Genomic DNA, 12,790 nt, shown 5'->3' with positions numbered 1-12,790 from the left:
GAAATCAGAATTCTGAACTCCGAATTTTATAAATAAACGGCCAGTTCTTGCCGGTAATCCAAAGATTCTTGCCGTCGTAGGCGATGCCGTTCAGCACGTCTACGTCAGGGTGCTTGCGCTGGATTTCGGCGACCTTGCGGCTTAAATCCAGGTAGCGAATTACCTTTCCGCTCGGGAGAGATATGACAGCTATTGCGCCAGTCTGCCAGATGTTCGCATAAAGCGTATCGCCCACGATTTCAAGTTCGTTCAAGAGCTTTACCGGGCGACCGCCATCGGTCACGGGAATGACTCCTACTACGTAGAATCCGCCCAAGGCAATCTGCAACAATTCGCTGGAACCGTTACTCATGAGGAGAGCATTTTTCCAATAGGTCAGGCCCCAGCCTTCGGTAGGAATGCTGAATTCGCCTTTCTTTGCAAAAGGTTTGCGGCTATAAATAAAGGCCTTCTTGGATTTCCAGGTCAAGTAGAAAATATCGTCGCCGACCGCAATCGAGCCTTCGCCAAAATAGCGTTCCGAAAGCTTTGTAGAATCCAGAATCTTGCCGTCGAGGGTGCGGCGGTACAAGCCCGATTTTCCATACAGGCCGGTCGTTTCAATCAGGTCGTTGCCATCAAAGAACAAGCCTTGCGTAAAATGGGTCTTTTCGTGAGGAATCGAATCTACAATTTCGGGAACCACACGAGGGGCCTCGGCGAAGACCAATGTGAAATGTGAGATGAGAAATGAAGCTAGGATTAGTCGAAGATACAGTTTCATAGTCAGAAATGAATAATTAACAATTAAAAATTACTAAATTACGGCTCATGGGTGAACTTAGGACACCAGCCAAGGTCAAGATAATCGTAGGGATTCTTGCGAAAGATTCCCAGGCAGTCGAGGCTGTGCGCGACACGCTCCGCAACCGCTTTGGCGAAGAGGAGCTTGCACTCCCGCCGTTCCCGTTCACCTTCACGAACTACTACGTCGACGAAATCGGGAACGCCCCCGTGCGTGCCTTTTTCAGCTACGAGACTCTGGTCGACCGCGAAACCATCGTCGACATCAAACTCTGGAGCAACGACGTCGAACTCGAAATTGCCAAGCAGAACGGCACGCCCGGTCTTCGCCCCGTGAACCTGGACCCCGGCTACATGACGCTCGGGCAATTCTTCTTAGCGACCACCAAGGACCAGCGCCAGCGCGTATACATGCAACGCGGCATTTTCGTAGAACCCACGCTATACTTCCAGGACGGGCACTTTCACGCTTTCGACTGGACCTACCGCGACTACCAAAGCGAAAAGTATATCACCTACCTGGAACAAGTCCGCGCCCGCCTCGCCTACCAGATGAGCACCGGAAAGCCCTACCGTTTGCGAGCGAATCACTAACCACCAACCACTGACTACTGTCTACTTCCTACTGTCTACTATATTATGAAAGCCGGCATTTTCACCATTCTTCTCCTTTGCTGTTCCAACGTATTCATGACTTTCGCCTGGTACGGAAACCTCAAGCTCAAGGAAATGCACATCAGCACCGACTGGCCGCTATTTCTCGTAATCGTAGCCTCTTGGGGAATCGCCTTTTTTGAATACTGCATCGCCGTTCCGGCAAATGTCATCGGTAGCCGCATCAACGGAGGCCCCTTCACCCTGATGCAGCTTAAAATCATTCAAGAAGCCATCTCCCTGACTGTATTCACCGTCATCGCGACAACGGTTTTCAACAACGAGGCGCTGCACTGGAACCACATCGTGGCCTTCGCCTGCATTATCGCAGCCGTTTTCTTCGCATTTTTAAAGTAAATTTCACTCACAAGAATTTTCTTTTGGTTAAATGAGCTTTTTGGGACTTCACAAGTGGATGGGTTTATTTGTCGCAATCATCGTGGCAATCTCTTTCACGAGTGCACCCGCTTACGCAAAAACCGCAACCGCAAAAAAATCCGAAAAAGAAACCTCGGCCCAAACGACTAAAAAAAAGTCCGACTCCAAAAAGTCCTCAAAAAAATCAAAAAAAGCCAAGCCCAAGAAACCCAAGAAAATCAAACTCAGCGAAGACGACCCGAAAGCCTTCACCAAGGCCTTGCTCTACGACAAGCAGGGCGTCGAATACGAAATCGTCGAATCCAAGAAGAAAAAACGCGAAAGGGCTAAGCAACAAAAGAAGGAAGAAGAAGCTGCACGAATGGTCGACTCCTTCGACTTTTCGACAATCCTCCCGCCTATCACGCATGAGGCTCTCATCGGCTCGCCCTACGGCATCCGCAGCCACCGCCTGCACCGCGGCGTAGACGTCAATGTCATCAAGGACGAACCTGTCGTGGCCGCCTACCCCGGCGAAGTCACCATGTCGCGCTACAACAAGGGCGGTTACGGCCACTACGTACTCATTAAGCACCCGAACGGAATCGAGACTCTTTACGCCCACCTTTCTAAGCGCCTGCTCAAAGTCGGCGACAAGGTTTTCCCCGGCGATATCGTAGGCCTCGCGGGCAACTCCGGCAGGTCTTCGGCAGCGCACTTGCATTTTGAAATCCGGTTTGGCGAAGTAAACATCGACCCCACCACCGTCATCGATTTTCCGCATTGGTCGCTAAAGCCGGGTATCGACAAATTCTCGATGAAAAAGGCCCGCAACGATCACCGCAAAATCCAGGCTCAACTCCGCAACAACAACTTTTATGTTGTTCAAGCCGGAGACTCCCAAGGGGATGTAGCCAACTGGTTCAATATTTCAATCGAATCGCTCTGCCGCATCAATGATTTAAAGCCCGGCGCCCCGCTCAAGGTAGGCCAGAAGCTCCGCGGCAGCAAATGACACAAAGAGTCATTACAATGACTCTTTGTGTCATTACAATGACTCTTTGTGTCGTCCTGAGCAGAAACCGTTAGGTTTCGTGTCGAAGGATCTACACCGATTATTTCAGCATGAGGAACGCGTTCTTCAGTTCTCGCGTCGCCGTTTCCGGATCAGCCGCTTTCATAATCGCAGACACGGCGCAAACGCCCGCAATGCCCGAGCCCTTCAGCACATAAATGTTGTCCTTATTGAGCCCGCCAATCGCATTCACCGGAATCGGCACCGCCTTCACCACCTCTTTCAAGGTTTCTACTGGCGTAATCACCGTTTTCACATGGGTCGTCGTCGGGTAAATCGCGCCGCAACCCAGGTAATCCGCTCCCTGCTCATAAGCCTCAAGCGCCTGCGGCACCGTCTTCGCAGTCGCCCCCACAATCGCGCCTTCGCCCATGAGCTTACGCGCCAAACGCACCGGCATATCGCTCTGCCCCACATGAACGCCCTCGGCACCAATCGCCAAGGCCACATCCACGCGGTCATCAATCATCAGGGGAATCCCGTAACGAGCCGTAATCGCATGCACCGCCTCGGCCAGCTGCAAATACTCGCGGGTAGACCGGTCTTTTTCGCGCAACTGAATAATCGTCGCGCCCCCCTTGCAAGCAGCCTCCACCACCGGCAAAAAACGATCTTCCGGCACCGTCGTGCTATCCGTAATAAAATAAAGCGTCGTATCAAGATTCTTCATGCGCACAAAAATAAAAAATCCGATTCCTTCGAAGTGGACTTTTTAAAAGATAAGAGCTCTTCTAGGAATCAGCCCAAAAAGAGATTCATGGTAAACGCTAGGCGGTTCGCCTTGTAGGTTACATCGTAGCTGTACCTGAACTCAAGCCCCAAGCCTAAAACCGCGTTCATCTTGTACCTCACATAGGTACCTCCACCAAACTCGATAAAGCCGTAGTAATAGGGCTCGGCAAAGTCCGACTTCTCTTTTTTCCAGTAGCAGTCCGTATCGTCGTCCCAGCAACTATACGAATTAGAAACGTCATCTTCCTTATAGGGCACCCAGACATCGCCACCCCCCGCCATGTAGAGCGCCTCGGTGCGGGACGCAAACTGGAACAATCCCACAGACAGATTGGGAGTCGGCAAAATCTGTTCCATTACGCTAATACCGCCTCGAAACGCTTCAGGTTCACCATTACAAACAGCAATAAGCCTCCAGTCTGTCCACCCCATGATACCGAAATGGTCAAAGGCAGCCCCTAAAGAGATGTAGGGATTAAGGAACTGAAATCCAAAACCAAGGCCTAGATGATTCTTGAAGTGAAGGATCGATAAGCCAAAATCGAACGGCCATTCATTTTCTACGACATCTTCCCAGACACTGGGGCTATGTTCGTTTTCCGGCGTCTTCATCGCTGAATCGGACGTAGACGCCGTATATATCGAAATTGAGGATTCGAACAAGAAGCCGTTCATGCTGTCGCGATTCTGGTAGGCCGACATAAAGGCCCCCGCCGATGGCGGCCGCATCGAGCACCCCGCCAACAAAGCGAGAGAGACGCCCAACAACAAAATTATCAATCGATTAAACTTCACACCCTAAATATAAATACAAACAAAAGAAAAAGTCTGCTTCGTGAGAAGCAGACTCAATTTCTCAATTTGGATTAGAACTAAACTAATCCAAGAAACTCAGAGAGCCTAGCGAGAGCAGGAACGCTCGCCCGTAGCGTACAAAGCGTACGTGAGGGCGAGAGTGACGAACTATCGCGACGGCTATATGTGTTTCTTAACCAAGAGTGACGACGACCTTGTGGGTACCCTTCGTAAAGATCGGGGCCACGTCAGCATCAATCTTCTTGCCATCGACGATCATCTCGGCGACACCCTTGCACACGTGCTTCGGGTTCTTCACTTCGATTTCGTAGGTAGCGCCGCGGAACTTGCGGGTCACCTTGAAGCCGTCCCACTTGGAGGGGATGCAGGGGTTGATAATCAGGCCCTTGAAGCTTGCGCGAACACCGATGATGAACTGCGTCGCAGCCTGGTAGGTCCAGGAGCTGGTACCGGAGAGCCATGCGTTACGGCCCATACCGAACTGCTTGTGTTCGTCACCGAGGATGTTCTGCGGATAGCAATACGGTTCAGATTCGAACTCGTCGAGCTTGGTGTTCTTGGCAGCCGGGTTAATTTGGCTGTAATACTGGAAGGCCTTGTCGCCACGGCCGAGAATCGTTTCGGCAATCATCACCCACGGGTTGGTGTGGAGGAAGATACCGCCGTTTTCCTTGGCTCCAGGAGGATAGGTAGAAATGCCACCCACGTTCGGGTCGAAGCCGCGGTAGCCCGGAGTAGAGCTCTTCACGCCGTTGGCGGTGTTGAGGAGCTTGTTCAAGCTGTCCATGCCCTGTACTGCGCGGTCGCCAGTAGCAATGCCTGAAATCACAGACCAGGACTGGCTGTTGCAGTAAATCTTGCCGTACTTGGCCTTGTTGGTGCCGTAGGCGTTGCCCTGCTTGTCGAACCAGCGGACCCACCACTTGCCGTCCCAAGCGCAGTCATTGAAGGCCTTCTTCACGTCTTCGTACCAACCCTTGTACATTTCGACAGACTTGGTGTCGCCGAGAGCTTCGCAGATGTCCATCATTTCAAGGAGTGCCTTAGCATACAGGCCCGTGTTGAAGGAGGATTCTGCACCAAGCGGCAAGTTCATGCAGTCGTTCCAGTCGGCAAAGCCGAGGAGCGGAAGGCCGTGCTTACCGAGGTGAGTACGGGTGAAGTTAAGGGAGCGCTTGAGGTGTTCGAGCACAGTGCCCTTTTCACGCTGGGCGCGCTTCTTGCCGGCTTCGTAGAACGGAACTTCCTTCTTGAGGAGGTCCATGTTGCCGGTTTCCTTGAGGTAGTTTGCAATAGTGAGAACGATCCACAGGTGGTCGTCGCCGTACCAGTCAGCGTAAGCCGGGTTGCCGTTTTCGTCGAGCACGCCCTTCTTTTCGCGGGAGTCACCGGCGTTAGCTTCGTTGCCGTTGTCTTCGGCAAGGGCGAGCGGAGCGTACTGGTGCATGGCGTTACCTTCCGGACGCTGCACAGAGAGCAGATTCAAGGCGAGTTCCAATGCTTCTTCCGGCATGTGGCTCATCACGCCCATAAGGTCCTGGCTGGAGTCACGGTAACCGATACCGCGGCTGGTGCCGTAGCCCAGCTGGTACAGGGACAGGTAGCGGCTCCAGTTCTTGGTGGTGTGGCACTGACGCGGATTGTGCACGTTCACCATGGAGTTGAACGCTGCATCCGGAGTCTGCACCTGGATCGTAGAGAGGTACTTTTCCCAGAACTTGGCGAGTTCGTCGAAAGCCTTGTCGACATTCTTCAAGTCGCGGTACTTCTTGATAGCCTTAGAGGCAACCTTCAGGCTCTGTTCCTGACCGAGCTGGGTGCAGGTGCGGAAGGTCTTACCGGCGGCAATCTTGCCAGCGTGGATCATGAGAGCGGCAATGTTGTCGCCACGGTCGCATTCGCTGTTGGAAAGTTCTTTGTTGGCGAGGCTGAGCGGAGCGGCCCAGGAGCCCATTTCGTTTGCGCCGAGGAACACGCGGCGGTCGCCATCGAAGCTACCGACCTTGCAGTTAGCAGTCACGTAGTTCACAGCGAAGTCACGCTTCATGTAAGCGTACTGTTCGAGTACCACGTGGCCGTCCTTTTCCCAGTGGCCCTTGAGGGTCATGGTCTGCGGAACCCAGTCGGCGTTGGTGAGCTGCTTTTCAGCTTCGAAGTGGCTGAATTCATAAACCGGGATAATGTCCACTTCCTTGGAAGCCTTGTCGAGGTTCGTGACCTGGATGTCCTGGAGGAGTGTGTTGGAGCCAGTCGGAACGAAGATCGTCACCTGCGTACGGAGGCCTTCGCATTCGGCAATCCAGCGCATATAGGACAGACCCACGTGGCATTCCCACTTCTTCATCTTGGTGAGAGTCGGAACCACGAACGGAGAGAACACGGTGTACCCCTTGGCGTTCTTCACGCGGATATAGATGGTGCTGGCCTTAAAGTCAGAGCAAGGCATCTGGGCGATGTACTTGGTGATACGGTTCAGGGCCGGGTCGCCCTTGCAAATGAGGGTACCACCAGTCGTATCGACGATACCACCAAAGTTCAAAGTACCAACATAGTTGCACCACTTGATCGGGGTTGCCGGCGTGGTGAGCACGTATTCTTTCTTGGCGTCATCAAAGTAGCCGTACTTAGCTGCAGCCTTAGCTGTAACCTTCTTGGCGGCCTTCGGGGCGCTCTTCTTGGTCTGTTTTGTAGCCATTGTTTCTCCGTAAGAGGGGGTTGTTAAAAGGTTTTGGGGTATGAGGTGATGAGGTATGAGCTATTGCAAAAATACACCGTCACCTAATACAACTTTTGATGCAAATTTAGTAAAGTCCTATAAAGCTCAAAGGCACGAAGTGCCGACCTCATCGCTCAAAGCGACCATCGGGAGCGACCTCACACCTCTTTCTTCTGGTTGAAATTCTCAAAGTCTCGGTTTCCAAAGTTGATGTAGAAGTAGCCGTCGAGTTTCTTGTTGCGAACCGGATCGCGCAAGATTCCGATAGCGGCGCGCACGTACTTGAGTTCCACCAGAATGTGGTCGCGGCTCATGCAGTTCAGGAACGGGCCTTCGGCATACAAAGTCGGGCGCGGTTCTTCGGCAATCATCTGTTCCAAACGTTCTACCTCTTTCACCAGACGGCGTTCATGCGCTTCCAGTGTGCGAATCAATTCCTTTTGTTCGGCACCGAACAAGAAGGCGAATCCGAGCGTTCTCGGGTCATCGTTAAAGCCGGTCAAATGCTTAAGCACCTCCTTGCGCAAGGTTTCTCGACCCTTTTCGGTAATCGTGAAAACCACACGTTCGGGGCGGTTGCCATCGCGTTCGGCACGACCTTCAATATCGCCATGCTTTTCGAGTGTCGAAAGCCTGTTGTAAACAGTCGAGGTGCTGAGGTTTGCCCAGCGGTCCAGTTCGCGATTACGAACCTCGGTAATGATGTCGTAACCACTACGTTGCTTCTCGAGGATCAAGCCCAGAAGAACCAAGTCATAACGATTCATATTTTACCTTCTTCTTATTCCACAGAATTTCATCTGTTAGATTATTCCAACTTGGAATATAACTAAAAATTGCCGTGTTGCGACAGTTTTTTCTAAAAAATGTAAAGAAAGGTATATGACCCGGCCATAAATTCACCTCAAAAACAGCTTTAAACGCTGTTTTACGAGGCTTAGTTCTCTTTCAACGTGAATTCGCCATTTTCATACACCAGGGTGACGCTTGAGGCATCAATTTTCTTCACTGGATATGCAGGGGAAACTGCAAGGCTATCTTGTCGTTTGGTCCTTCGCCTTCTATGACGACAATACCCTCTGGAACGATTTCTTGCGCAACGCAAAGATTACGAACGACACCTCATTACATGTCATCACTCCTGATATAGTGCAAATCGGAAAGGAGGCCACAATTGCCTTCTAACAAGTACAAAAAGGGAGTGACTTTAATCGAAGTGCTACTCAGTTTCGCCATACTCACCACTTCCGGAGTCATGCTAATGAGTTACCTGTATCCCAACAAGATGACACAAAAAGCATGGGTTGACGATTATGGTCATAACCTAAGCAAGCTGAATCTTTACCTGAACGAAGGTCTAGAAAAGGACACCACCATTGTACACCGGGATTCCATCGGCGTGGAATGGGAAACCTTGATTACCGCACAAAACTCCGGTGACGAAACCTGCTATAAGGCCGTCTCAATCCGCAACAAAGTCGATACCACCCGCACCCTCTATAAATGCGAATACAAGAGGCGTAAATGAAGCACGGTTTTACGCTCATTGAATTAGTCGTCACCATAGCTGTCTCGGGAATATTCTTCACCCTAGCCATGAACCTATACGTCCAGGCAGTCAAAGGCCAACTTGCCTTCACAAAGAAAGATGCCTCCTATATGCAACGCACCGTTGACATAGCCCTAACAAAAAAGATGCTCCAAGAACATCCTGGTAAATGTGTCGAAGGAAAGTATATCCTAGATTCCGATACCGAAGATCCACGTCTCTTTCACAACCTGCAATGCAAAAAGCTGAAAAGAGAACGAATTGTAGTGTATGGGAATCTGGGAAGCTGGGTTGTCAACTACCCAGTAGCATTTTGACAATGGCTGGATTGCCATTTTGCCTAGTTATGAACAGTCCTAATTATTGGACTTCTGCATTATAGAGATTTTGGTGACTTCGGTAACGCATATTAACGAACTCCGTTAGACAAACAGAAGTCAAGATGAGTATATTTTTCTAAGGAGCGCCAAAGCCCTTTTCCACCGCTTTTATTCCCTCTATAATAGATTTAATAGAGGCGTTTTCAGGGGGCATGATAGGGTTATAATTTTTCTTAGCTTCACCCAAAGAGTCAAATTTCAAGTGAATTTGATAACCCGAAATATCTCTCACCGTACTACTTGTCACCTCAGGAATATTTGAATCCATACTCTCAACCTTACCAAGAGAATCAAAACAAATCGTTGTTACAAAAGGATTATTAAAAATCATAATGCAATCAACATCGTCTCGATTCTCATTTTTATAGAGAATCTTTATCCCCTTGGGCAAAGTAGACTCGTTAATTCGATAGTTGCTAAAATCATCTAATTCCTCTAAAGTTTTTTTTTGAATCACACAAGTCGATGCTTCGCATCTCATACGTTCTTCATCATTTTTTTGATTACACGAAACAAACACAATCAAAAATATCAATAAAATAGGCATATAAATGTTCATAATCACTATTCCAAATCCAATTGCATAAAAGCATCATAATCTCTTCCATAAATGGGGTCATACTCTTTCCCAAAGGCTTCAATAGGAACCTATTCATATTCTCTATAAACATTGTTGGGACTTTCAAATCATCATCTTTATTTCAAAGTCCTTACACGGTTTTTAAAATCTTTTACCATCAACCAAAGTTTAGAGTTTTCTTGAAGTAACGTATATGCCGGCCCATAGGCATCATTATCAGCTATGGTTACTGATGAATCCTGATTTCCACACGGATTAAAAAGCCAAACACTATCACCAATATCATATCCAGATTTTACACTTATACCATCATCACAAGCGCACCCGCACAATCCAATTAATTCTGGGAAAACAAATTGTCCCCCAATCCATCTTTTGTGCAAGGAATCATCAATCGCTAAAACAACTTTTTTTAAATCCAGATCTTTTGACATGTCGATTTTTTTTCCACCAATATACAATTCCGGATTAGCATACATTAATGAAGTAATAAAAAAGAGTACTAACAAGCAATTTCTCATCATTCCTCCTTTGTAGAATTATCTATTAGATATTTAGCAGTTGCTTTTTCCACTTCAACTTCACCCAATGAACTTGGAGGAATTAAATTAGGGTATCTTTCTGTATCAATATTTTCATTTCCATAACATTGCCCAATAAAAGTCGGTTTTAACAAACGATTCATATCAGAATAATCAAAGCGATGTTGACTTTGTTCTTCGTATGTTAAACCATCTGTATATGGCACATCTGTTATATACATTCGGCCAAGGCCTCCATGAGTCATAATTGCTCGAACATCACCTTCATTCAGCCAAGCCTGCATTTCCATATGTTCTCCAGGCGCAAAAGCTTTTACCTCCACTTGATCAACATCAGAATTTACACGATTACTTACGTACGTTTGCAATCGACGAACAGATTCATTTGCATTATAAGATTTGTTTGATTGTGTAGATTTAATTGGCGTCGCATTATAATATACAGCTAAGCGTAATAACGCCTCTCCATCAGGATCAACAGCCCCCACCGGATTCACGCCATTTCCTGTATACAGATACGGACTTGCAAATTGTCTCTTCGGGTCAATGGATGTCCACACGCCTAACATGGGGTCAAGATAACGGGCTCCGAAGTAGTTCAGCTCGGTCTCGTCGTCCTTCTCCTTGCCGGTGAAGTTCTCAGTCACCTTATCAGCGGATTTCTTGAGTGTCACCTGTTCACCGAAGGCGCGATAGTCATAAGCAGCGGTAATCTCTGCAGGCTCGCTTGCGTTGGTACTGCTGACCTGAGCCACCATCATAGTGGAACCAAGGTGATTCTTGAGATAGAATTCATCCCCCTTGGCCATACCATCGGCGTTTTCGATACCGTAGCGTCCCAGGCCCTGTCTTGAGGCTCCGAAGCTTCGCTTCGGGAGAATGGCTCCGCCATTTGATAGCCGAAGGATGTCTTTTTCGATGTAACTTCGCGGCTTCAGCCGCGTCAATGTTACACGAAAGAAGACCGGCATGTTCACGACAACTTTCGTCTGTTTTGTCGGTCCGACGTAGTTCTCGCGTATCTCCGTGCCTATGCCCGTGTAGTGCGTCACGAGGGTCGTGTCCCAGCCCTGCGAGTCGCTCGCCCTCGTAAGGAGAGTCTTGGAGATGCGTCTGCCCGACCCGTCGTACATCATCACGAGGCAGGTTGCATGGCTGGAACCTCCGGAAGGTTCCTGCTGTAGGAATTCTACGGGCATACTTCTTTAATTATAGGAAATTTTCGCGCCAATCAAGGAACCCACAAAGGGCAAGAATCAACCTTCAGTACACATTTACCTTGTTCATATCGGGCTATGCGCTGAAAGGAGTCTGTGTTGTCGAAAATTTCAACAATATCGCAAAGTTCTATTGCTCTTGGCAAGTTTTTGATGGATTCTGAAAAACGTCGTTCCACATCAGCATCGGGAATCCCGTGGCCACCTTTCAGAACACGCGATGCAATCCTTACCTTGGCTATATCGACAGAATCGACGCCCACATAGTACATTTCAATCTGATATCCCAGTTCTCGAGCCCTAACGATGTTGCTCCAAACCGAATTGCCGCAAAGCGTGACTTCTTGGTTGAAGGATTCTCCATCCTCAAAATATTTCCTGATTTTTCCGATTGCGATTTTTCCGGCTTTAAATGCGTCTGCCTCGTTTTGCCAAGAACCGAATTCGCGAACAATTTCGTCCATGTTCACCCGGGGCATATTTCGAAACAAGTCATTAGTCTGGTATAAGGTGGATTTACCTACACCATTGCACCCGGCAAAAAGGATATACCGCTTCATCTAGAACCTGTTCTCTTCAACAGCTTTTCTTTGTTTCTGCTTAAGAACAAGGTCTGTCGCCATGCGGAAAAAATCGGCCTCGTCCGAATCTTCGGCAGACGCAATAAGGTCATAAGACTCATCAAAATTGATGTTCTTGCACTGAGCATACAACTGATGCAAGGCTTCTTTATTCGACATGGCAGCTCCTTTTCTGAGAAGAATATACATTTTTTTCAGGAATAGGGACATGTTTACACGGAAAAAGGCCGCTGGGGCGACCTTTGATGATTGTACTACGCACAATACAAAATAACTAGGTACTCCCGTAGGTTCTAGTCTAAATTCGATTGGCATACCTCTCCAATCATAGGAAATTTTCAGACAATCAACACGCCAGCATCAGGGCTTCACCGTCACGAATTGCTGTTTCTTGCTCTTGGGCTTGTCCGGTATGGACATTCGCCGCGTGTCCTTGGCCTTGTGCAAAAATCAAGGATACTCTGCTGGAACGGGGTCAAGGGTTCTTCTTTTTTCGCGATAGTGTTGTACAACGTAACGCGGAACACTCCGTAGGTGCTTTCGAACTTGGGTGGCCGTTAGCTACGAATCCCATTTTCGTTAAATTCAATTAAAAATTCGTCAAAAATCAATATTTTTCGTCAAATTCACAATAATTTCGTTTAAAATTCGTCAAAAACTTCAGATTCTCAAGAGAACTCCAGCAGAAAAATGAGTAATAAGCAGCAGATTTCCCATAGAAAAATGTACAACTTTGTTAAAATATCCCCTAGAAAAGTGTATATTTCGTAACATGGAACGATCCCTATTTACAAAATTGCAAGCCTGG

The 12,790-nt window shown here is 48.4% G+C and carries 15 protein-coding genes; 5 read left to right on the top strand and 10 right to left on the bottom strand.

What is annotated here, in order from left to right:
* Nucleotides 1-4: 4 nt before the first annotated feature.
* Complete coding sequence (locus B7988_RS08560; RefSeq protein ID WP_088657587.1) at nucleotides 5-763, bottom strand: glutaminyl-peptide cyclotransferase; 759 nt, start codon at nucleotides 761-763, stop codon at nucleotides 5-7.
* A gap of 47 nt (nucleotides 764-810) precedes the next feature.
* Here B7988_RS08560 and B7988_RS08555 point away from each other — a divergent pair, with 47 nt between their 5' ends.
* The 3 genes from B7988_RS08555 to B7988_RS08545 are packed head-to-tail and all read left to right on the top strand — an operon-like array spanning nucleotide 811 to nucleotide 2,809.
* Entirely contained in the window at nucleotides 811-1,377 is a 567-nt protein-coding gene (locus tag B7988_RS08555) for a DUF4416 family protein (RefSeq protein WP_088657586.1), read from the top strand.
* A gap of 45 nt (nucleotides 1,378-1,422) precedes the next feature.
* Nucleotides 1,423-1,794, top strand: coding sequence for a DMT family protein (locus B7988_RS08550; protein WP_072978379.1), 372 nt, complete (start codon nucleotides 1,423-1,425; stop codon nucleotides 1,792-1,794).
* A 31-nt stretch (nucleotides 1,795-1,825) separates the two neighbouring features.
* Nucleotides 1,826-2,809 carry a M23 family metallopeptidase gene (locus B7988_RS08545; protein ID WP_088657585.1) on the top strand — a complete coding sequence of 328 codons (984 nt, stop codon included), beginning with the start codon at nucleotides 1,826-1,828 and terminating at the stop codon, nucleotides 2,807-2,809.
* A 100-nt stretch (nucleotides 2,810-2,909) separates the two neighbouring features.
* Here the strand turns inward: B7988_RS08545 and thiE are convergent, their stop codons facing one another.
* The 4 genes from thiE to B7988_RS08525 form a co-directional block, all read right to left on the bottom strand.
* Complete coding sequence (gene thiE, locus B7988_RS08540; RefSeq protein ID WP_088657584.1) at nucleotides 2,910-3,539, bottom strand: thiamine phosphate synthase; 630 nt, start codon at nucleotides 3,537-3,539, stop codon at nucleotides 2,910-2,912.
* Between the two features lie 68 nt (nucleotides 3,540-3,607).
* Nucleotides 3,608-4,330, bottom strand: a complete 723-nt coding sequence (locus B7988_RS08535; RefSeq protein WP_249268922.1) for a hypothetical protein — start codon at nucleotides 4,328-4,330, stop codon at nucleotides 3,608-3,610.
* Nucleotides 4,331-4,589: 259 nt separating this feature from the next.
* Nucleotides 4,590-7,112: a glycosyl transferase gene (locus tag B7988_RS08530; protein WP_088657583.1), complete on the bottom strand. Its 2,523-nt coding sequence runs from the start codon at nucleotides 7,110-7,112 to the stop codon at nucleotides 4,590-4,592.
* A 179-nt stretch (nucleotides 7,113-7,291) separates the two neighbouring features.
* Nucleotides 7,292-7,900 (bottom strand): PadR family transcriptional regulator, encoded by a 609-nt coding sequence (locus tag B7988_RS08525; protein ID WP_088657582.1) that lies wholly within the window; start codon nucleotides 7,898-7,900, stop codon nucleotides 7,292-7,294.
* A 494-nt stretch (nucleotides 7,901-8,394) separates the two neighbouring features.
* Here B7988_RS08525 and B7988_RS08520 point away from each other — a divergent pair, with 494 nt between their 5' ends.
* Both B7988_RS08520 and B7988_RS08515 read left to right on the top strand, forming a co-directional pair.
* Entirely contained in the window at nucleotides 8,395-8,661 is a 267-nt protein-coding gene (locus B7988_RS08520; protein ID WP_249268921.1) for a hypothetical protein, read from the top strand.
* Nucleotides 8,658-8,999: a type II secretion system protein gene (locus tag B7988_RS08515; protein WP_088657580.1), complete on the top strand. Its 342-nt coding sequence runs from the start codon at nucleotides 8,658-8,660 to the stop codon at nucleotides 8,997-8,999. The genes B7988_RS08520 and B7988_RS08515 overlap by 4 nt, the downstream gene beginning before the upstream one ends.
* Before the next feature lie 139 nt (nucleotides 9,000-9,138).
* Here B7988_RS08515 and B7988_RS08510 read toward each other — a convergent pair whose 3' ends face one another.
* The 5 genes from B7988_RS08510 to B7988_RS14895 form a co-directional block, all read right to left on the bottom strand.
* The gene (locus tag B7988_RS08510) at nucleotides 9,139-9,621 is read right to left on the bottom strand and encodes a hypothetical protein (RefSeq protein WP_141225611.1); all 483 of its coding nucleotides are present in this window, start codon (nucleotides 9,619-9,621) and stop codon (nucleotides 9,139-9,141) included.
* Between the two features lie 137 nt (nucleotides 9,622-9,758).
* Nucleotides 9,759-10,166, bottom strand: a complete 408-nt coding sequence (locus tag B7988_RS08505; RefSeq protein ID WP_088657578.1) for a hypothetical protein — start codon at nucleotides 10,164-10,166, stop codon at nucleotides 9,759-9,761.
* Nucleotides 10,163-11,383 (bottom strand): RHS repeat-associated core domain-containing protein, encoded by a 1,221-nt coding sequence (locus tag B7988_RS08500; protein WP_088657577.1) that lies wholly within the window; start codon nucleotides 11,381-11,383, stop codon nucleotides 10,163-10,165. The genes B7988_RS08505 and B7988_RS08500 overlap by 4 nt, the downstream gene beginning before the upstream one ends.
* A 32-nt stretch (nucleotides 11,384-11,415) precedes the next feature.
* Entirely contained in the window at nucleotides 11,416-11,865 is a 450-nt protein-coding gene (locus tag B7988_RS08495; protein ID WP_212668306.1) for an ATPase, read from the bottom strand.
* A 96-nt stretch (nucleotides 11,866-11,961) separates the two neighbouring features.
* The gene (locus tag B7988_RS14895) at nucleotides 11,962-12,141 is read right to left on the bottom strand and encodes a hypothetical protein (RefSeq protein ID WP_073116648.1); all 180 of its coding nucleotides are present in this window, start codon (nucleotides 12,139-12,141) and stop codon (nucleotides 11,962-11,964) included.
* Nucleotides 12,142-12,790 lie beyond the last annotated feature (649 nt).

Origin of the sequence: Fibrobacter sp. UWB1, from assembly GCF_002210325.1 — a bacterium.
Lineage (GTDB): Bacteria > Fibrobacterota > Fibrobacteria > Fibrobacterales > Fibrobacteraceae > Fibrobacter.
The sequence above is the reverse complement of the archived record's forward strand: the minus strand, read 5'-3'. Positions and strand labels throughout refer to the sequence as shown.

Bases quoted from the DNA above. Each gene is read 5' to 3' on its own strand.
- B7988_RS08560 (WP_088657587.1), bottom strand. From the start codon at position 763: ATGAAACTGTATCTTCGACTAATCCTAGCTTCATTTCTCATCTCACAT.
- B7988_RS08555 (WP_088657586.1), top strand. From the start codon at position 811: ATGGGTGAACTTAGGACACCAGCCAAGGTCAAGATAATCGTAGGGATT.
- B7988_RS08550 (WP_072978379.1), top strand. From the start codon at position 1,423: ATGAAAGCCGGCATTTTCACCATTCTTCTCCTTTGCTGTTCCAACGTA.
- B7988_RS08545 (WP_088657585.1), top strand. From the start codon at position 1,826: ATGAGCTTTTTGGGACTTCACAAGTGGATGGGTTTATTTGTCGCAATC.
- thiE (WP_088657584.1), bottom strand. From the start codon at position 3,539: ATGAAGAATCTTGATACGACGCTTTATTTTATTACGGATAGCACGACG.
- B7988_RS08535 (WP_249268922.1), bottom strand. From the start codon at position 4,330: ATGCGGCCGCCATCGGCGGGGGCCTTTATGTCGGCCTACCAGAATCGC.
- B7988_RS08530 (WP_088657583.1), bottom strand. From the start codon at position 7,112: ATGGCTACAAAACAGACCAAGAAGAGCGCCCCGAAGGCCGCCAAGAAG.
- B7988_RS08525 (WP_088657582.1), bottom strand. From the start codon at position 7,900: ATGAATCGTTATGACTTGGTTCTTCTGGGCTTGATCCTCGAGAAGCAA.
- B7988_RS08520 (WP_249268921.1), top strand. From the start codon at position 8,395: ATGAGTTACCTGTATCCCAACAAGATGACACAAAAAGCATGGGTTGAC.
- B7988_RS08515 (WP_088657580.1), top strand. From the start codon at position 8,658: ATGAAGCACGGTTTTACGCTCATTGAATTAGTCGTCACCATAGCTGTC.
- B7988_RS08510 (WP_141225611.1), bottom strand. From the start codon at position 9,621: ATGAACATTTATATGCCTATTTTATTGATATTTTTGATTGTGTTTGTT.
- B7988_RS08505 (WP_088657578.1), bottom strand. From the start codon at position 10,166: ATGATGAGAAATTGCTTGTTAGTACTCTTTTTTATTACTTCATTAATG.
- B7988_RS08500 (WP_088657577.1), bottom strand. From the start codon at position 11,383: ATGCCCGTAGAATTCCTACAGCAGGAACCTTCCGGAGGTTCCAGCCAT.
- B7988_RS08495 (WP_212668306.1), bottom strand. From the start codon at position 11,865: ATGGACGAAATTGTTCGCGAATTCGGTTCTTGGCAAAACGAGGCAGAC.
- B7988_RS14895 (WP_073116648.1), bottom strand. From the start codon at position 12,141: ATGTCGAATAAAGAAGCCTTGCATCAGTTGTATGCTCAGTGCAAGAAC.